At 58.9% G+C, this 17,483-nt stretch carries 20 protein-coding genes; 14 read left to right on the top strand and 6 right to left on the bottom strand.

Annotation, left to right across the window (positions count from 1 at the left end; translation table 11 throughout):
• The first annotated feature begins 167 nt into the window (after window positions 1-167).
• Window positions 168-1,055, top strand: a complete 888-nt coding sequence (gene rhtA, locus AC3ZVB_RS07865) for a threonine/homoserine exporter RhtA (protein WP_162440675.1) — start codon at window positions 168-170, stop codon at window positions 1,053-1,055.
• 168 nt (window positions 1,056-1,223) lie between these two features.
• Window positions 1,224-1,505 carry a hypothetical protein gene (locus AC3ZVB_RS07870; protein WP_194692926.1) on the top strand — a complete coding sequence of 94 codons (282 nt, stop codon included), beginning with the start codon at window positions 1,224-1,226 and terminating at the stop codon, window positions 1,503-1,505.
• A gap of 20 nt (window positions 1,506-1,525) precedes the next feature.
• Here AC3ZVB_RS07870 and AC3ZVB_RS07875 read toward each other — a convergent pair whose 3' ends face one another.
• Window positions 1,526-2,074, bottom strand: coding sequence for a TetR/AcrR family transcriptional regulator (locus tag AC3ZVB_RS07875; RefSeq protein ID WP_490146351.1), 549 nt, complete (start codon window positions 2,072-2,074; stop codon window positions 1,526-1,528).
• Between the two features lie 91 nt (window positions 2,075-2,165).
• Between AC3ZVB_RS07875 and AC3ZVB_RS07880 the strand changes: the two genes are divergently transcribed.
• Together AC3ZVB_RS07880 and AC3ZVB_RS07885 are read left to right on the top strand one after the other, a co-directional pair.
• On the top strand, window positions 2,166-2,894 hold the full coding sequence (locus AC3ZVB_RS07880; protein WP_162440677.1) for an SDR family oxidoreductase: 729 nt from the start codon (window positions 2,166-2,168) through the stop codon (window positions 2,892-2,894).
• Between the two features lie 36 nt (window positions 2,895-2,930).
• Window positions 2,931-3,521, top strand: a complete 591-nt coding sequence (locus AC3ZVB_RS07885; RefSeq protein ID WP_490146245.1) for a 2-hydroxychromene-2-carboxylate isomerase — start codon at window positions 2,931-2,933, stop codon at window positions 3,519-3,521.
• A 55-nt stretch (window positions 3,522-3,576) separates the two neighbouring features.
• On the opposite strand, the gene AC3ZVB_RS07890 is transcribed toward AC3ZVB_RS07885, so the two are convergent.
• From AC3ZVB_RS07890 to AC3ZVB_RS07905, 4 genes are all read right to left on the bottom strand, one after another.
• Window positions 3,577-5,385: an aminopeptidase P family protein gene (locus AC3ZVB_RS07890; RefSeq protein WP_490146246.1), complete on the bottom strand. Its 1,809-nt coding sequence runs from the start codon at window positions 5,383-5,385 to the stop codon at window positions 3,577-3,579.
• A 66-nt stretch (window positions 5,386-5,451) separates the two neighbouring features.
• Window positions 5,452-6,609 (bottom strand): cysteine desulfurase family protein, encoded by a 1,158-nt coding sequence (locus AC3ZVB_RS07895; RefSeq protein ID WP_490146247.1) that lies wholly within the window; start codon window positions 6,607-6,609, stop codon window positions 5,452-5,454.
• Window positions 6,610-6,813: 204 nt separating this feature from the next.
• The gene (locus AC3ZVB_RS07900) at window positions 6,814-7,428 is read right to left on the bottom strand and encodes a LysE family translocator (protein WP_194692930.1); all 615 of its coding nucleotides are present in this window, start codon (window positions 7,426-7,428) and stop codon (window positions 6,814-6,816) included.
• Window positions 7,429-7,526: 98 nt separating this feature from the next.
• Entirely contained in the window at window positions 7,527-7,796 is a 270-nt protein-coding gene (locus tag AC3ZVB_RS07905; protein WP_162440682.1) for a hypothetical protein, read from the bottom strand.
• 413 nt (window positions 7,797-8,209) lie between these two features.
• Between AC3ZVB_RS07905 and msuE the strand changes: the two genes are divergently transcribed.
• The 4 genes from msuE (at window position 8,210) to AC3ZVB_RS07925 (ending at window position 12,383) form a co-directional block, all read left to right on the top strand.
• Complete coding sequence (msuE, locus tag AC3ZVB_RS07910) at window positions 8,210-8,773, top strand: FMN reductase (RefSeq protein ID WP_162440683.1); 564 nt, start codon at window positions 8,210-8,212, stop codon at window positions 8,771-8,773.
• 10 nt (window positions 8,774-8,783) lie between these two features.
• Window positions 8,784-9,929: an FMNH2-dependent alkanesulfonate monooxygenase gene (gene ssuD, locus AC3ZVB_RS07915; protein WP_490146248.1), complete on the top strand. Its 1,146-nt coding sequence runs from the start codon at window positions 8,784-8,786 to the stop codon at window positions 9,927-9,929.
• Between the two features lie 138 nt (window positions 9,930-10,067).
• The gene (locus AC3ZVB_RS07920; RefSeq protein WP_490146249.1) at window positions 10,068-11,255 is read left to right on the top strand and encodes an acyl-CoA dehydrogenase family protein; all 1,188 of its coding nucleotides are present in this window, start codon (window positions 10,068-10,070) and stop codon (window positions 11,253-11,255) included.
• 24 nt (window positions 11,256-11,279) lie between these two features.
• The gene (locus AC3ZVB_RS07925) at window positions 11,280-12,383 is read left to right on the top strand and encodes a sigma-54 interaction domain-containing protein (protein ID WP_162440686.1); all 1,104 of its coding nucleotides are present in this window, start codon (window positions 11,280-11,282) and stop codon (window positions 12,381-12,383) included.
• A gap of 13 nt (window positions 12,384-12,396) precedes the next feature.
• Here the strand turns inward: AC3ZVB_RS07925 and AC3ZVB_RS07930 are convergent, their stop codons facing one another.
• Window positions 12,397-12,762 carry an antibiotic biosynthesis monooxygenase gene (locus AC3ZVB_RS07930; protein ID WP_194692933.1) on the bottom strand — a complete coding sequence of 122 codons (366 nt, stop codon included), beginning with the start codon at window positions 12,760-12,762 and terminating at the stop codon, window positions 12,397-12,399.
• Window positions 12,763-13,108: 346 nt separating this feature from the next.
• Between AC3ZVB_RS07930 and AC3ZVB_RS07935 the strand changes: the two genes are divergently transcribed.
• The 6 genes from AC3ZVB_RS07935 (at window position 13,109) to AC3ZVB_RS07960 (ending at window position 17,477) form a co-directional block, all read left to right on the top strand.
• Entirely contained in the window at window positions 13,109-13,567 is a 459-nt protein-coding gene (locus tag AC3ZVB_RS07935) for a VOC family protein (RefSeq protein ID WP_162440688.1), read from the top strand.
• A gap of 220 nt (window positions 13,568-13,787) precedes the next feature.
• The gene (locus AC3ZVB_RS07940; RefSeq protein ID WP_490146250.1) at window positions 13,788-14,663 is read left to right on the top strand and encodes an alpha/beta fold hydrolase; all 876 of its coding nucleotides are present in this window, start codon (window positions 13,788-13,790) and stop codon (window positions 14,661-14,663) included.
• A 180-nt stretch (window positions 14,664-14,843) separates the two neighbouring features.
• The gene (locus AC3ZVB_RS07945; protein WP_490146251.1) at window positions 14,844-16,049 is read left to right on the top strand and encodes a PepSY-associated TM helix domain-containing protein; all 1,206 of its coding nucleotides are present in this window, start codon (window positions 14,844-14,846) and stop codon (window positions 16,047-16,049) included.
• Window positions 16,046-16,588: a thiamine pyrophosphate-binding protein gene (locus AC3ZVB_RS07950; RefSeq protein ID WP_490146252.1), complete on the top strand. Its 543-nt coding sequence runs from the start codon at window positions 16,046-16,048 to the stop codon at window positions 16,586-16,588. The genes AC3ZVB_RS07945 and AC3ZVB_RS07950 overlap by 4 nt, the downstream gene beginning before the upstream one ends.
• On the top strand, window positions 16,585-16,908 hold the full coding sequence (locus AC3ZVB_RS07955; RefSeq protein ID WP_490146253.1) for a hypothetical protein: 324 nt from the start codon (window positions 16,585-16,587) through the stop codon (window positions 16,906-16,908). The genes AC3ZVB_RS07950 and AC3ZVB_RS07955 overlap by 4 nt, the downstream gene beginning before the upstream one ends.
• Window positions 16,905-17,477 carry a DUF6162 family protein gene (locus AC3ZVB_RS07960; protein ID WP_490146254.1) on the top strand — a complete coding sequence of 191 codons (573 nt, stop codon included), beginning with the start codon at window positions 16,905-16,907 and terminating at the stop codon, window positions 17,475-17,477. Before AC3ZVB_RS07955 ends, AC3ZVB_RS07960 begins: the two co-directional genes overlap by 4 nt.
• Window positions 17,478-17,483: the final 6 nt, after the last annotated feature.

The following is a 17,483-nucleotide window of genomic DNA, read 5'->3' on the forward strand; positions in this document are numbered from 1 at the left end:
GTGGGGCGAATTATAGACATCCTGAATCTGCCGTCAAGCACTGATTTTGCTTTTCTATCAGAAGCTTTGAATTTCCTCTTATATATAGACGCAGCCGTGTCGAATGCGCAGTATATTGCCCAACGCCAGATCAACTTCCTCGTTTCAACCTTGGACGATGCCATTTAATGAATGACCAACCCCGTAACCTCGCCTCCACCCTGTTCTCGGTTGGCCTGCTACTTATAGCCATGGCGTCGATCCAGTCTGGTGCTTCCCTGGCCAAAAGTATGTTCCCGATTGTGGGCGCTCAAGGGACCACCACCCTGCGGCTGATTTTTGCCAGCGTGATCATGCTGCTGATATTGCGCCCGTGGCGCGCGAAGCTCACCTCGAAATCACTGCGCACTGTCATTGTCTATGGAATGGCGCTGGGAGGGATGAACTTCCTCTTCTATATGTCCTTGCGAACCGTGCCGCTGGGGATTGCCGTCGCTCTGGAGTTCACCGGTCCACTGGCTGTTGCGATCTACGCTTCGCGTCGGGCAATCGACTTCCTGTGGATCGCCCTTGCCGCTGCCGGATTGCTGCTATTGATACCTACCGGTGCAACAAGCGCCGGTATTGATCTGACAGGTGCAGGGTATGCATTGGGTGCTGGCGTCTGCTGGGCCATCTACATTCTTTACGGACAAAAAGCTGGTGCCGACAACGGTGTGCAAACCGCCGCCTTGGGCGTGATGATTGCCGCACTGTTCGTAGCCCCTATCGGAATCGTACATGCGGGCGCAGCATTGTTGACGCCGTCATTGATTCCCGTCGCCATCGGCGTCGCCATTCTCTCCACTGCCCTGCCCTATACCCTGGAGATGGTTGCCCTCACACGGATGCCCGCTCGGACCTTCGGAACACTTATGAGCATTGAACCCGCGTTCGGAGCGTTGTCAGGCCTTTTGTTCCTCCATGAGTTCCTCTCGCTGTCACAGTGGATGGCTATCATGTGCATCATTCTGGCTTCCGTAGGTGCAACGTTGACCATGGGTAGCAACGCCAAGCCCGCAGTAGCCGCTGATTGACACAGGTTTTGACAAGGGTCTGGTATTTGTCGCGCAATTAGGCCATGTTTAGCCCCGAAACCCAGTGCCAGGCATGGAAATTCAAGGATTGGGATATCAAAACGCTTCAAGCAAAAGCGAACGCAGTCAGACCCGGGCGATAGACTCGGGGACGCTATAAGGACAGCAATGAAACGAATTTTGGTAATGATCGCCGTACTCGCAATTGCGGGCTGCGCGGCGACGTCGAAAACCCAGGTCAAGCACGGCAAAAAAGGGCTGCACATCAACTGTTCGGGGCTGTCATCCTCTTGGGACAAGTGCTACACCAGCGCCGCTAACTCGTGCGCACCCAAAGGCTACAAGGTCATCGCCAAGTCCGGGGATACCGTTGAGGAGCCAGGTGACTATCCCTTCGGCCTGAACCCGGCCGGTTATACCAGTCGCAGCATGATCGTCATCTGCAAATAGGCAGACTCGACATAAGCGAGTCACGCGATCTGACGGCAGATTTCGTCGTAACTGGATTTCAGTACGGTGCGTTGCACCTCGGGAGTGGCCAACATCCGCGCCACAACCAGCGCGCCGATGCATTGCGAAAGAATGGCCCACGCAAGGCTGTCGCTTTCCAGGGTCAGCGCCCAGTTTTTCTGAAGCCGGCAAATCCAGCTCTCCGCCTGCTGACGAACCATCAAATCCGAGCGGGCAATCTCCGCCCCCAGCGCGGGCAGCGCGCAGCCAGACTCCGGACTTTCGACATGGGCCATGCTCAGGTAATGTTTGAGGCATCGCTCGAGTCGCTCTCGCCCCTGATCCACTTCCAATCGCGCCAGGCTCTGGGACAGCTCACGTTCCACGATCGAAGCAAACAGTTCATCTTTTGAAGAGAAGTGACTGTAGAACGCCCCGCCGCTCAAACCGATTGCCTTCATCAGGCCATCAACGCCCACCGTAGAAAAACCTGACTTCTTGGCCGATACAGCACTGCTTTGCAGCAACTTCTCTTTGGTTTCCAGCTTATGGTTGGCCGAGTAACGCATTGCCCTGTCCTCAAAATTGATCGTCTTGACGCATGCCGGATCGTAGCATAACGTTCGTTTAGTTAACGATCGTTTACCAAAGAGAACCGTCATGAATAATAAGAAGGTCGTACTGGTTGTGGGTGCAGGTGACGCCACTGGCGGCGCCATTGCCAAGCGCTTTGCTCAAGAAGGGTTCATCGCCTGTGTGACGCGCCGAAGCGCGGACAAGCTTCAGCCTCTGGTCGATGCCATTCAGGCAACAGGTGCCGAGGCTCATGGTTTCGCCTGTGATGCCCGCAAGGAAGAAGATGTCGTGGCGCTGGTTGAGCAGATTGAAAGCCAGATCGGCCCGATCGAAGCGTTCGTATTCAACATCGGCGCGAACGTGCCGTGCAGCATTCTTGAGGAAACCGCTCGCAAGTATTTCAAGATCTGGGAGATGGCCTGTTTTTCAGGATTTCTCAATGGGCGCGAAGTCGCCAAGCGCATGGCCCAGCGTCAGCGCGGCACAATTCTGTTCACCGGTGCAACAGCAGGGCTGCGTGGGGCCGCAGGATTTGCGGCGTTCGCCGGCGCCAAGCACGGCATACGCGCACTGGCCCAGAGCATGGCCCGCGAACTGGGGCCGATGAATATTCATGTTGCCCACGTGGTCGTCGACGGCGCCATCGACACCGATTTCATCCGCACCAGTTTCCCTGAAAAATACGCCACCAAGGACCAGGACGGCATTCTCAACCCCGAACACATCGCCGAAAATTACTGGTACCTGCACAGCCAACCCCGAGACGCCTGGACCTTCGAACTGGACCTGCGCCCCTGGAACGAACGCTGGTAAGCCCTCCCCCACAATAAAAAGCAGAGAGCATCGACCATGAGCAAAACCGTGGAGTTCTTTTTCGACCTCGGAAGCCCCGCCACTTACCTGGCTTATACCCAGCTACCGAAAATCTGCAAGCAAACCGACAGCCAGCTGAAGTACATCCCCATGCTATTGGGTGGCGTCTTCAAAGCAACGGGCAATGCCTCGCCAGCGACCATTGCGGCCAAGGGCAGCTACATGTTTCAGGACCTGGACCGGTACGCAAAACGCTACGGCGTACCGTTAAAGTTCAATCCGCACTTCCCCATCAACACACTGATGCTGATGCGCGCCGTCACCGGCATGCAGTTGCACCATCCCGAGCGTTTCCAGGCGTTCATCGACTGCCTGTTTCAGGCTCTCTGGGTTGAAGGCCGAAGCCTTGATGATCCGGCGACCGTCGCATCAGTGCTGACTGAACACGGTTTCGACCCAAATGAAGTATTGGCGCTGACAGCGGATGAAAACGTGAAAAACGCACTCAAAAACAACACCGAGACCGCCGTGCGTCGAGGGGTATTCGGCGCCCCGAGCATGTTTGTCGATGACCAGCTCTTCTTCGGACAGGATCGACTCGACTTCGTGCTTGAAGCATTGAGTTAAACAGCTCCACAGCACGAAGGCAGGTGCTACAAACAGCGCCTGCCCCCCTTATCCATCAGATAGCGGCAGTACGCGTGTTCAACCACTCGAGAGCGGCGCCATCGAGCAACGGGCTCAAACGCTCGCGCACTTCAGCGTGATAAGCGTTGAACCACTGCTTTTCGTCTTCCGTCAGCAACGACGGCTCCAGGCAGCGAGTGTCGATCGGGCACAGGGTCAACGTTTCGAATTTCAGGAACTCACCAAACTCGCTCTTGCCCGCCTCACGATTCAACACCAGGTTCTCAATGCGCACACCCCAGCGACCAGGGCGGTAAGTGCCCGGCTCGATGGACGTGATCATGCCCGGCTGCATGGCGGTTTGCGGCGCAGCAGCGGCCTGATAGGCAATGACCTGCGGACCTTCATGCACGTTGAGGAAGTAGCCGACGCCATGGCCGGTACCGTGACCGTAATCGACGCTCTCGGCCCAGATTGGCGCGCGGGCAATCGAGTCGAGCAGCGGCGAAAGAATGCCACGCGGGAATTGCGCTCGGGACAGCGCAATCACCCCCTTTAGCACGCGTGTGCAATCGCGCTTCTGTTCTGCGGTCGGGGTACCGACCGGGACCATCCGCGTAATGTCCGTCGTGCCACCCAGGTACTGACCACCCGAGTCGATCAACAACAAACCGTCGCCCTCGATCACCGCGTGCTCTTCTTCGGTGGCGTGATAGTGCGGCATCGCGCCATTCGCGTTAAACGCCGCAATGGTGTTGAAACTCAGCGAGACATAATCCGGACGTCGGGTACGCGCCGCCGTCAGGTGCTCGTCGATGGTCAGTTCGGTAATGCGCTCACGTCCCCACGCCGATTCCAGCCAGGTGAAGAACTCGCACAGCGCCGCACCATCCTGCTCCATTGCCCGACGGATGTGCTCGGCATCGGCCAGGCTTTTCTGCGATTTGGCCAACGTCGTCGGGTTCAGACCTTCGACCAGCTTCACGCCGCTGTCCAGGTGACCCAGCAAGCCGGCGGTCACCCGCGCCGGATCGACTTGCAGGCTCGAACCACTCGGTACCGCTTTCAACGCTTCGGCCACTTCGCTGTAGTCACGCAGGGTGACGCCGTCCTGCTCGAGGACCGCACGCAACTGCGCGCTGACTTTACTCAGCGCCACAAACAGCGTGGCCTGCTGCTGGCTGATCAATGCGAAGGACACAAACACCGGGTTGAACGACACATCCCCCCCGCGCAAGTTGAACAGCCACGCAATGTCATCGAGGGTCGCAATGAAATGCCAGTCAGCGCCACGCTCCTTCAATACTTCACGCAGCTTGGCGAGTTTCTCTCCACGACTGACCGTTGCCTGAGGCGGCAAATGTTGATAGATCGGCTCATCAGGCAGGCTTGGGCGGTCACCCCACACCGCACTCAACAAATCGATATCAGTGCGCAGACGTGCGCCGCGCTCTTCGAGTTTTCCACTCAATGTGCGCGCCGAGGCCACCGCCATCACGGCGCCGTCCACCGCAACCACACCACCCTTCGGCGTTTGCTCCGCGAGCCATTCCAGTGGGCCGGGCTGACCCGGTTGCAGCTTGACCAGTTCAATGCCGCTGCCGTTCAGTTCCTTGGTCGCCTGCTCCCAGTAGCGGCTGTCAGCCCAGACACCGGCGAAGTCTGGCGTGACAATCAGGGTACCCACAGAGCCATGAAAGCCCGACAACCACTGCCGCCCTTGCCAGTAACCCGGCAGGTATTCCGACAGATGCGGGTCAGCCGACGGCACCAGCAAGGCGTGAATGCCCTCCCGGCTCATCAGCTCACGGGTTTGCGCCAGGCGCTGGGGCACTGACCCATTGATCGAAGGCTGCGTACTCATCATGTCTCCTGCTAATCACGTATTCATTATTGTGTGAGTGCTGATCCAGGCCAGCACCTTATGGGACTACTGCCAGAATGCCGGAGCACTGGCGCAGGCCGCTTTTATCAGATCAACCGCCTGGTCGATGTCCTGCTCGGTGGTAAATCGGCCGAGGCTCAAGCGAATGGTGCGACTCGCCGAGCGCGCGTCGTGCCCCAGCGCCAGCAACACATGAGAAGGTGAATTACTCGCGGAATTACAGGCCGACGTCGCGGAGAACGCGATGGAATGGCTTAAAGCCGTGGAATTGAATTCACCGTCACTGAACGTCAGGCTCAACGTGTGAGGAATACGCTGAGTGGCGCTGCCGTTAAGGCGAACGCCTGGAATACTCAACAACTGCTCAAGCAAGCGTTCACGTAATCGAGCAATGGTGGCTTTCTCTTCGTCGAACAGCTGCGCCGCCAACTCGAATGCCACACCCATCGCAGCAATCTGATGCGTGGCCAATGTGCCAGAACGCAAACCACCTTCATGCCCGCCGCCGTGAATCTGGGCCTGCAAACGCTCCCGGGCACGAGGACCGACATACAACGCACCGATGCCCTTGGGCCCGTAAATCTTGTGGGCCGAAAACGACATCAAATCCACCGGCAACTGCGCCAGGTCGATCACTACCTTGCCCGCACCTTGCGCCGCATCCACATGGAACAACGCGTCACGGGCGCGAACGACCTCGCCGATGCTCGCCATGTCGTTGACCGTGCCCAGTTCATTGTTGACCAGCATCAGCGACACCAGAAAGGTGTCGTCGCGCATGGCTTCGCTGACGGCTTGTGGAGTGATGATGCCTTCGGCGTTCGGCACCAGATAAGTCACCGCAACACCGGCGTCCTGCAACTGTTTGGCCGTATCAAGAATTGCCTTGTGTTCAATCTGGCTGGTGATGACATGGCCACCGGCAATTCCGCGAGCCTGGGCCACGCCCTTGAGCGCGAGATTGTTGGATTCGGTGGCACCGGACGTCCAGATGATCTGATCAGGCTGGGCGCCGACCAGTGTTGCGACTTGCCCCCGTGCGTGCTCGACCGATTGCCGGGCTTGTTGCCCGAACGCGTGGGAGCTGGACGCCGGATTGCCGAAGTTGCCGGTAAAACCCAGGCACTCGACCATGACCTTGATGACTCGCTCATCCACCGGCGTGGTGGCGGCGTAATCGAAATATAACGGACGTGTATTCATAAAAAGACTCGCAGAGCGTGTTCCGGGATCAGGAGGCTCGTCACAGAAACGTCAAAGCGCAGCCTCGTGAGCTGCGCCGATATTCCGGAACGTCAGAAATACCTGATCGGAGGCCGTTAAAGAAGAACAACTTCATTAAAAGTGCGTAGGAACGCTCCTGAAGTCGAGCTTAACAGGCATCGGGTAACCGGTTGAAGCAATGCGTCAGCTAAAGCTTTCGAGCAGCAACGGATACAGCGACACCACCAGCAGCGCGGCCATGCCCCAGTTGAATACCCGCAACCAGCGGCGATCTTTCAGCACGTTGCGCAACAGCGTCCCGCAGGCTGCCCAAACCCCGACGCTCGGCAGGTTGATCAGCGCGAACACCGCCGCAATCACAATCACATTGGTGAAGTAACCCTGCATCGGCGTGTAGGTGCTGATGGCTCCGATGGCCATGATCCAGGCTTTGGGATTCACCCACTGGAACGCCGCCGCGCCAAGATAACTGATGGGTTTGCTTTCGCCTTTTTCGCTATCGGAGACCGGTCCGGAATGGGCGATTTTCCACGCCAGGTACAGCAAATACGCAGCACCGACGTACCGCAACACGGTGTAGAGGAGTGGATAGGTCTGGAACACCGCGCCCAGGCCGAAACCCACGGCCAGCACCAGTACGAAGAATCCGCAGGTAATGCCGAGCATATGGGGGATAGTGCGGTTAAAGCCGAAGTTCACACCCGATGCCAGCAACATGGTGTTGTTCGGACCGGGCGTAATTGAAGTCACCAGGGCGAACAGTGCAAAGCCCAGCAGCAGATCGAGGGAGAGGGTCATCGGTGGCAGTCCATCAAGGGCAATCAGGTATTGACCCTATCGCACCCCCTGAAGGAAACCCACGCACAGTTGCACAAAACTTCGAGCGGTACAGTCGCTCAGCTTGGACGGCCATGGAGTTGCACGGCGCGCTCAGCGTTCATTTCGCCCTGCTTGTCGAAACTGAAGGATTTCTGCGGCTGGCCCAGCAATGCGGCTTTCTTCGCGTGATATTCGTCGAAAGACAAACCGCGACGATTCAACTCTTCCATCGCCAATTGCCGACTTTCTTCGGCAGTGTACGGTCGCAATTCCGGTGAAACATGACTGGCACATCCCGCGAGAACGGAGATTGCGAGCAACAGGAAAGTGGCGATTAAAGGTTTCATGATCTGGCGTCCTGGCAACTGGGTTCGGGGCAATGAACACAGGCTACTCGCGCCCCTCGATGGGCAGAAATCAACGCTCTCGATAGTGGGTATCGGGATAAACGTCCAGGCTCGCGGATTAACTTTTTAACGCCCCTCATTTATTCCATAACGATCTATAAATATCTTTTATCGATATTTTGAGGAATAACCAGAAGCCTTTATAACAATCACATCGCTTCACACACTGTTGCCCAGGCAACTGTTTGCCACGCAACAGTGATTCGACAAACAGCCCTTCAAATCGAACAGCATCCACCGAGTCGTGCGCTGAAAGCCCCGGATAACCGGGCTCCCATGGATTGGTACAGCTCTTGCTCAAGGTCAGTGACAACTCACTGCTCCCTGAGCAACTGTTTAAAAAGGAACCGATCATGTCGCGCCCATTGAAAGTCGTAGCCCTCTCCGGCGGTACCTGGCGTCCGTCGCGCACCCTGGTGCTCACGCAGGCCTTGCTGGCACAACTGTCAGAGCATCTACCGATCGAAAGCAAACTGATCGAACTGGGCGACATCGCCCGGTCACTGGGTGCGGCGTTGTCTCGCCAGGAACTGACTGCCGACGTCGAAAGCCAACTGCAAGCCATCGAAAACGCTGATCTGCTGATCGTTGCCGCGCCGGTCTTTCGCGGTTCCTATCCCGGGTTGCTCAAGCATCTGTTCGACCTGATCGACCTCAATGCGTTGATCGACACCCCTGTCCTGCTGGCGGCCACTGGCGGCAGCGAACGTCATGCACTGGTGCTCGATCACCAGCTGCGACCGCTGTTCAGCTTCTTCCAGGCCCTGACGTTGCCGATCGGCGTTTACGCTACCGAGGCCGACTTTACCCACTACCAAATAACCAGTGAGCCCTTGAAGGCCCGCATTCGTCTTGCTGCAGAACGCGCTGCGCCTTTGTTCGGCGTGCACCCCAAAAATCTGCTGAAAATCGCTTAAGGATCTCTTCATGGATGTTTTCTGGTTCCTGCCGACCCACGGCGATGGCCACTACCTGGGTACCACTCAAGGCGCTCGCCCGGTAACGCTCAACTACCTCAAACAAGTGGCCCAGGCCGCTGACAGCCTCGGTTACCACGGAGTGCTGATTCCCACCGGACGTTCCTGCGAAGACTCGTGGGTCATCGCATCGGCGCTGGTTCCGCTGACCGAACGTCTGCGGTACCTCGTAGCGATCCGCCCCGGCATCATCTCGCCGACGGTGTCTGCACGGATGGCAGCCACCCTGGATCGACTGTCTGGAGGGCGGTTGCTGATCAACGTCGTGACCGGCGGCGATCCGGATGAGAACCGGGGCGACGGCAGCTTCCTCGATCACAGTGAACGTTATGAAGTGACCGACGAGTTTCTGAAAATCTGGCGCCGCGTATTGCAAGGCGAATCGGTGGATTTCGAAGGCAAACACCTGCGCGTGCAAAACGCCAAGGCGCTGTATCCACCGGTGCAGAAACCCTACCCGCCGCTGTACTTCGGTGGCTCTTCCGACGCTGCCCACGATCTCGCGGCCGAGCAGGTAGACGTCTACCTGACGTGGGGCGAACCGCCTGCCGCCGTGGCGGAAAAAATCGCCGATGTGCGTGAGCGTGCAGCGCGTCACGGTCGCACGGTGAAATTCGGGATTCGCCTGCATGTCATTGTTCGCGAAACGGCGGAAGAGGCCTGGAAAGCCGCCGACAAACTCATTGAGCACATCAGCGACGAAACCATCCAGGCGGCACAGAAGTCGTTTTCACGCTTCGATTCCGAAGGTCAACGGCGCATGGCCGCGTTGCACGACGGACGCCGCGACAACCTGGAAATCGCGCCCAACCTGTGGGCCGGTGTCGGTCTGGTACGCGGTGGCGCCGGGACCGCGCTGGTGGGCGACCCACAGCAAGTCGCGGTACGGATCAAGGAATACGCGGACCTTGGCATCGAGAGTTTCATTTTCTCTGGTTATCCACACCTCGAAGAGGCTTATCGCTTTGCCGAGTTGGTGTTCCCGCTTCTGCCTGAGCCCTATGCGAGCCTGGCCGGTCGCGGCGTCACCAACCTCACCGGGCCGTTTGGCGAAATGATCGCCAATGACGTACTGCCCGGCAAAGCCACGGCCTGAGCCAATTCGCCCCTTGTAGGAGCAAAGCTTGCTCGCGATGCAGTCACCACGATCTAACCAATAGACCGAGTATTCGTTCATCGCGGGCAAGTCGGGTAGCCGCATTGCTTGCTCCTACAGACATAAGGAATCTCCCGAGTGACTGCCAAGCCGCAAAGTGCCCTGATATCACCCTTGCAGACCGCCCGCCAACTCGCGGCGCAGTTCGCATTGACCGCCGTCGAACGGGACGAACGCGGTGGTACGCCTAAAGCCGAGCGTGACGCCCTGCGCGAAAGCGGTCTGCTCGCATTAAGCATTCCCACCCAGTACGGCGGCCTCGGCGCCAGCTGGAGTGAAACCCTGACGGTGGTGCGCGAGTTCGCCAAGGTCGACAGTTCGATCGCCCATGTTTTCGGCTTCCATCACCTGATGCTTGCCACCGTGCGCCTGTTCGCCAAGCCCGAACAATGGCAACCGTGGTTCGAACAGACTGCCCGCAAGAACTGGTTCTGGGGTAACGCGCTCAACCCGCTGGACACCCGCACCGTGGTGAAAAAACTCGATGGCTGGCGCGAGTTTTCCGGCAAAAAAAGCTTCTGCTCCGGCGCCAGTGATTCACAAATGCTGATCGCCTCCGCCGTCGACGAAAGTGCCGGCGGCAAATTGCTGATCGCCGCCATCCCCAGCGGTCGCAGTGGAATTACCCTGCATGACGACTGGAACAACATAGGCCAGCGCCAGACCGACAGCGGCAGCGCCACCTTCGAACGGGTGCGGGTCGAAGAGTCGGAGCTGCTGCTGGACCCGGGCCCTTTAAGCACACCGTTCGCCTGCCTGCGGCCGTTGATCGCCCAACTAACCTTCACCCACATGTTCCTGGGCATTGCCGAAGGTGCTTTCGAGGAGGCGCGGGAATACACCCTGACCGAGACACGCCCCTGGCACAAATCCAGTACCCAGGATGTGCGTCAGGACCCCTATGTGCTCGGTCACTACGGCGAGTTCTGGGTGGCGCTCGAAGGCGTTCGGTTACTGGTCGAACGTGCCGCCGAACTGCTCGACAAGGCGTGGGCCAAAGGCCCGCAGCTTAGCGCCGAAGAACGTGGACATCTGGCCATTGCGATCGCCACTGCCAAGGTCGCGGCCACGCGCAATGGCCTGGAACTGTGTAGCCGAATGTTTGAGGTGACCGGTGCACGCTCGACCCACGCCTCCCTGCGGCTCGACCGCCACTGGCGCAACCTGCGTACGCAAACCCTGCACGACCCGGTGGATTACAAACTCCATGAACTGGGTGACTGGGCGCTGAACCAGTCCCTGCCCGTTCCGACTTTCTATTCATAAACCGCCATTCATGGAGCGAACCCCATGCAACTGCTGACCTTACCGCCCTCGCCCGCGCTGGCCACCTCGATCCGTGCCACCGCGCAGGTGTTTGAAGACCCTAAATCCCAAGCCTTGCTCGCGCACTTGCAGCAGGTCGCGCCAAGTGAAGCCAGCGTACTGATCATTGGTGAAACCGGCACCGGCAAAGAGCTGGTGGCGCGACACATTCACAACCTCAGCGCCCGGCGAAACCGGCCCTTCGTGGCGGTGAACTGCGGTGCATTCTCCGAATCCCTGGTCGAGGCTGAACTGTTCGGCCACGAAAAAGGCGCGTTTACCGGCGCGCTGAGCGCCAAGGCCGGATGGTTCGAAGAAGCCGATGGCGGCACCTTGTTCCTCGACGAAATCGGCGATCTGCCGATGGCGATCCAGGTCAAGTTGCTGCGGGTATTGCAGGAACGCGAAGTGGTACGCCTCGGTTCGCGCAAGAGCATTCCCATCAACGTACGCGTACTGGCGGCGACCAACGTCCAACTGGAAAAAGCCATCAATGCCGGGCACTTTCGCGAAGACCTGTATTACCGACTCGACGTGGTCAGCCTGGAACTGAGCCCGCTGCGCGATCGGCCGGGGGACATCCTGCCGCTGACCCGGCACTTCGTTGAAGCCTATAGTCAGCGCCTCGGCTACGGCACCATCACCGTCAGCAAAGAGGCCGAGTTGAAACTGCGCAGCTACAGTTGGCCGGGCAACATCCGCGAGCTGGAAAACGTCATTCACCATACCCTGCTGATCTGCCGCAACGGCGTGATCGAGCGCGATGATTTGCGTCTGTCGAACATGCGTATCGAGCGTCAGGACGATTACAACAGCGGCATCGACGATTCACCGGAAGCCTTGCTCGAGCGGGCTTTTCAAAAGCTTTTCGAGGAACAGGCCGGGGCATTGCATGAAAAAGTCGAAGACGCCTTGTTGCGCGCAGCCTATCGCTTCAGCCACTACAACCAGGTGCACACGGCGGCGCTGCTTGGGCTGAGTCGCAACGTCACGCGCACACGACTGATCAAGATCGGCGAGCTGGCCGTTAACAAGCGCCGCCCCACGGAAAACCTTCAGGGTGAACGCTTGATGCAGTTGTCGATCTAGGCGCTCTTCCGCCTTAGTGCACCAGATTGCAGTGCAGCGCGTTGTCATGACTGCGTTCCAGACTGTGCACCACCTGGAACGAGCCGAAGGTCACGGTTCTCGCCTGATGAGCGAGGATCAACTGCCAGAAATCCTGTTCGCCGCTTTCAAAACTCTGGAAGGCGGCCTCACCCGCCTCGCGGGACTGCCATTGCAGGAAATTGAGCACGCGCCGGCCGTCATCACTGGCCTGGATACTGGCACTCAGAAACCCGTTGTAGCCCTGGGCCAGGCGCTCGGTTTGTGCCGACAGCGCGGACACCAGTGCGGGCTGTTGATGGGGCTCGATCTCAAATTCGATCAACTGGGTAAAACTGCGATTTTTCTCTGATACGTGCATGAAAAGCCCCCACTTTGCGTAAGCCCGATCTAACGATCCGAAGGCCTGCAGGGTAAAACCTCTAGTTAAGTCAAGGTCAAGAGGCATTTTTCAAAAATAGCGGCAAAGGAATAGAGAGTTCTTGTGGCGAGGGCGCTTGCTCCCTCGCCACAGGTTTCAATTCAGCCCGAAATTTCTTGGAACAGCATTACCCCTTCAAGGAGCTGCCGAAGGTTGCGATCTTTTGATCCTGATTTCTTGAAACCCAAAATTCAAAAACCAGCTCAAAAGATCGCAGCCCTCAGCAACGCCTACTATATTTAATCCCTCGTGAATCGTTGTCTCACAACCAACAGGGAGAACCGCCATGAGCGTCAAACCCATCCCGGAGGGCTATCACAGCATTACCCCCTACCTGGGCATTAAAAAAGCAGCCGAAGCCATCGAATTCTACAAAAAAGCCTTCGGCGCCACCGAAGTCATGCGCCTGTCCATGCCCGACGGCGGCATCGGCCACGCCGAACTGCGCATCGGCGATTGTCCGATCATGCTGGGCACACCCTGTGATCAGGGACCGTTGAGCAATCCGGACCAATCCCCATCCGTCGGCCTGCACCTGTATGTCACGGATGTCGACACGTCCTATAAACAGGCGATTGCCGCCGGCGGCACTGTGGTGTCCGAGGTCAAGGATCAGTTTTACGGTGATCGGTCCGGGACCTTGAAGGACCCGTATGGGCATCTGTGGTTTCTGGCCACACGCAAGGAGGATTTGACTCAGGAACAGATTGAACAGCGGGCGAAGGAGATGTTTCAGCAGGGTTGATATCGGCGGCGCGGCTAATGGCCTCATCGCGAGCAGGCTCACGCCTACAATGGATCGGCTTGATCCGGATTATGTCGGAGCGAGCCTGCTCGCGATGAGCGTCTGCCAGACACCGCAAAACCTGTTGAACACACTTCATGAACAACCCCACCACGCTTTGCACCTTGCCCTGACCGCCCGACGCTTTCAGGATGCTGGCAATCAACAAGGAGGCGCCCTCATGTTTGCCGGTTTCCTGAAAGACCAACGCCACGTCAACGGCGTGGACATCGCCTACCGGATCGGCGGGAGCGGGCCAGGCTTGTTGTTACTGCACGGCCACCCGCAAACCCATGTCATCTGGCACAAGGTCGCCGAGCAACTGGCCCGGCATTTCACCGTGGTCGCCGCCGATCTGCGCGGTTACGGAGACAGCAGCAAGCCGCCCGCCAACGAACACCACACCCACTACAGCAAACGCGAGATGGCCAGGGACGGTGTGGCGCTGATGCAATCCTTGGGCTTCGAACAATTTTCCGTGCTGGCACACGACCGTGGCGCCCGCGTCGCCCATCGCCTGGCGCTGGATAACCCCGATGCGGTGCAACGCATGGTGCTGCTCGACATCGCGCCCACCCTTGCGATGTACGCACAAACCAACGAAGCGTTTGCCCGCGCCTATTGGCACTGGTTCTTCCTGATCCGCCCGGCCCCCTTGCCGGAAACCCTGATCGAAGCCGATCCCGAAGCCTATTTGCGTAGCGTGATGGGCAGCCGCAGCGCCGGCCTCGAACCCTTCACGCCAGACGCTTTTGCCGAGTACCTGCGCTGCCTGAAACTGCCGGGCACCGCGCGCGGTATCTGCGAGGATTACCGCGCCAGTGCCAGCATCGACCTGGAGCATGACCGGGCCGACATCGACGCCGGTCATCACCTGGATCTGCCGCTACTAGTTATGTGGGGCGCCGACGGCACAGTCGGGCGCTGCTTCGAGCCCCTCAAGGAATGGCAACACGTGGCCACCAACGTTCGAGGCAAAGCCTTGCCTGCCGGCCACTACATCGCTGAGGAAGCCCCCGAACTGCTGCTCGCCGAAGCCCTGAAATTCTTGCTCTGACCCGCTTTTGCGGAATACGAAACATTTACTTTCATTTTCAGGTTCGGGATTTCTGATTCTCATTCGTCTTATATAGATGCAGTCGGCCCGCGTAGGCAAAAGCCACGGACGGACTTTTCAAGGACCCAACGCTGGGAAGCCCGCAGCAGAGGGCCCTCTCATCGATACAAGACTTAAATCATGTCGAAGAAATCCCGCTCCAAACTCTGGTTTCTGGTCCATAGCTGGCTGGCACTGCCGATCTGGTTTTTCGTATTGATCGTGTGCGTGACCGGCACACTGGCGGTGGTGAGCCAGGAAATCGTCTGGCTGGCCAACCCGCAAATGCGCGCCAGCCAACCGTCCGACGATGCGCCCCTGCTCAACTACGACCAGATCATCGCCGCGATCAAGAAGGCCGAGCCTGACACACTGGTCGAAGACATCAGTCGTCCCGATGAATCGCACTTCGCCCTCGACGTAAACGTCAGCTACCCCGACGGGCGGTCGGTGACGGTCTACGTCAACCCGTACACCGGGGTCATTCAGGGCACGGCGCCACAATTCAATTTCAAGGCGTTTACCCGGGCACTGCATGGCTGGTGGCTGGTGCCGTTCACCAACGGTTATAGCTGGGGCTGGTACCTGGTGTCATTCCTGAGCCTGCCGTTGCTGGCCTCATTGGTGACCGGGCTGGTGGTGTACAAGAAATTCTGGAAAGGCTTCCTCAAACCCACCCTGCGCATCCGGCACGGCGCGCGGATTTTCTGGGGTGATTTCCACCGTCTCAGCGGCATCTGGTCGATCTGGTTCATCGCGGTGATTTCCGTCACCAGTACCTGGTTCCTGATCGAGGCCTTCATGTTCGACAACCAGGTGTCGATCTCCACCGCGCCAGTTGCGCTGGTGGTGCCCCGCGAGAGCGTACCGGTCAGCGCCGACGGATCGCCTGCGCCGATGATCAGCCTGCAGACCGCAATTGCTGAAGCCAAGGAGCGCATTCCCGGCCTCGACGACAGCTTCGTCAGCCTGCCCGCCAACGCCTACAGCTACCTGACCGTGGGCGGACGCAGCTGGTTCCCGTTGATGTTCCAGACCGCCGACATCAACCCCTACAACGGCGAAGTCGCCTCCACCCGCTTGCTGTCGGATCGCTCCGGTCTGGAGCTGGTGACCGAGTCCATGCGCCCCCTGCACACCGGCGACTTCGGCGGCTTGTGGATCAAGCTGATCTGGTTCTTCTTCGGTTTGCTCCTGAGCATGATGGTCCTCAGCGGCCTGCTGATCTGGACCAAACGCACCGCCCTGGCCACGGCCAACGCCTTGAAACGTGAAAACAAGCGTTCACGGGTGCAACCAACTGAACAGCCAGTCACCCACCGCGAAACCACGGAGGTGAGCCAATGAGCCTGCACGTTGCGGATAAACCCTCCTCGAAGCTGAGCCGTTTCTGGCACAAATGGCGCTTCCACATCAACGTTCTGTTACTGCTGGTTCCACTCGGTTTCATGCCCAAGTACTTCGCCGACGCCGCGCTGTTTCGAGGCGATGTCGGGCTGGGTGAGCGCGAAGCCGGCGAAGTGCAGGTCGGGCCATGGAGCCTGCGCCTGGCGGAACTGCGCAATGAAGCACCGCGACTCGATGGTCCGGCCGGCTACATGAAAAGCTTCAATGCGGCGCTGTGCAACAGCTGCCGCGATCAGGTCAAGGCGACTTACCTGCGTATCGGTAAACCCCGCAGCCTGCGCGCCGCCGGGGTGATTTTCTTCGGCACCCCGTACCGCATGGGTGCGATGGTCCCGATCCCGGAAAAGACCAAACCCGATGCTGAGCTGTGGATCACCATGGAAGGCTGGGACGGCGCGATGCACCAGGCATCCATGCCCTTGAGTCAGGCATCCCCCGCCACCGTCGAGTGGCTGAACAAACAAGGAGGCAAACCATGAATTTTCGTCATATCCCCCCCCTGTTGCTGGTGCTGAGCGCCGGTTTCAGCGCCAGCGCGCTGGCCCACAACCCGATGTGCGAGTGCAAGGCGATCGACGCCGAACAGATCGAGTGCACCGGCGGCTTTTCCGATGGTAGCGGCGCACCGGGCGTCACCCTGGACGTGATCGGTTACGACGAAAGCATTCTGGTACCTGGCAAGCTCGGTGCCGATTCGAAGATGACCTTCAAAAAACCCGGCGCCGAGTTCTACGTGCTGTTCGATGCGGGCCCGGGCCACGTGGTCGAAATCGACCAAGCGGATATCCAGGCCCCATGAGTACGCCGACCACTCACGTTGTCCGCCCGGCAGGCGCCGGCCATGAAACCCTTTACGTGCTGCTTTTGTGCCTGATGATCCTGGCGGTGGCCGGTACGGTTGTTGCCTGGCGCCACGAGTCGCAGGAAGTGAGCGCTGTCAGCAGCCATCAACTGGATGCGCGCCGTGACCTGAGCGCCTCCGAGCAAGGCATCTATGCCGACCTGCGGGTGACCCTGGACGAGATCCATCTGCTGCGTCAGGAAGCGCAATCCCTGCCAACCCCTGCCGTCCTCGCGGATGAAGGTTTCGCGCCGTTCGCCCAGGACGCCAGCTCCGTCAGCCGTGGCGGCCATGCCTGGCAATTGCTCGAGGCCAAGGCTTATTTCGGTCAGAGCCAGTCACCGGAAGTCGCCGGTTCGTTCCTGATGCGCCTGAGCGCCGACGACGATGCACCGGACATCTGGCTCAACCGCGACAAAGCCCTCGCTGCGCCGACCGACCTCGCTGAAAGCGCGCTGGAAAGCGCCGGCTGGCAGCAGATCGTCGCGCAATTCGATGCCGGCGTGACCCGCCAGCATCGGCACTGAACCCTC

This window comes from Pseudomonas sp. MDV22-iso1 (assembly GCF_058145095.1).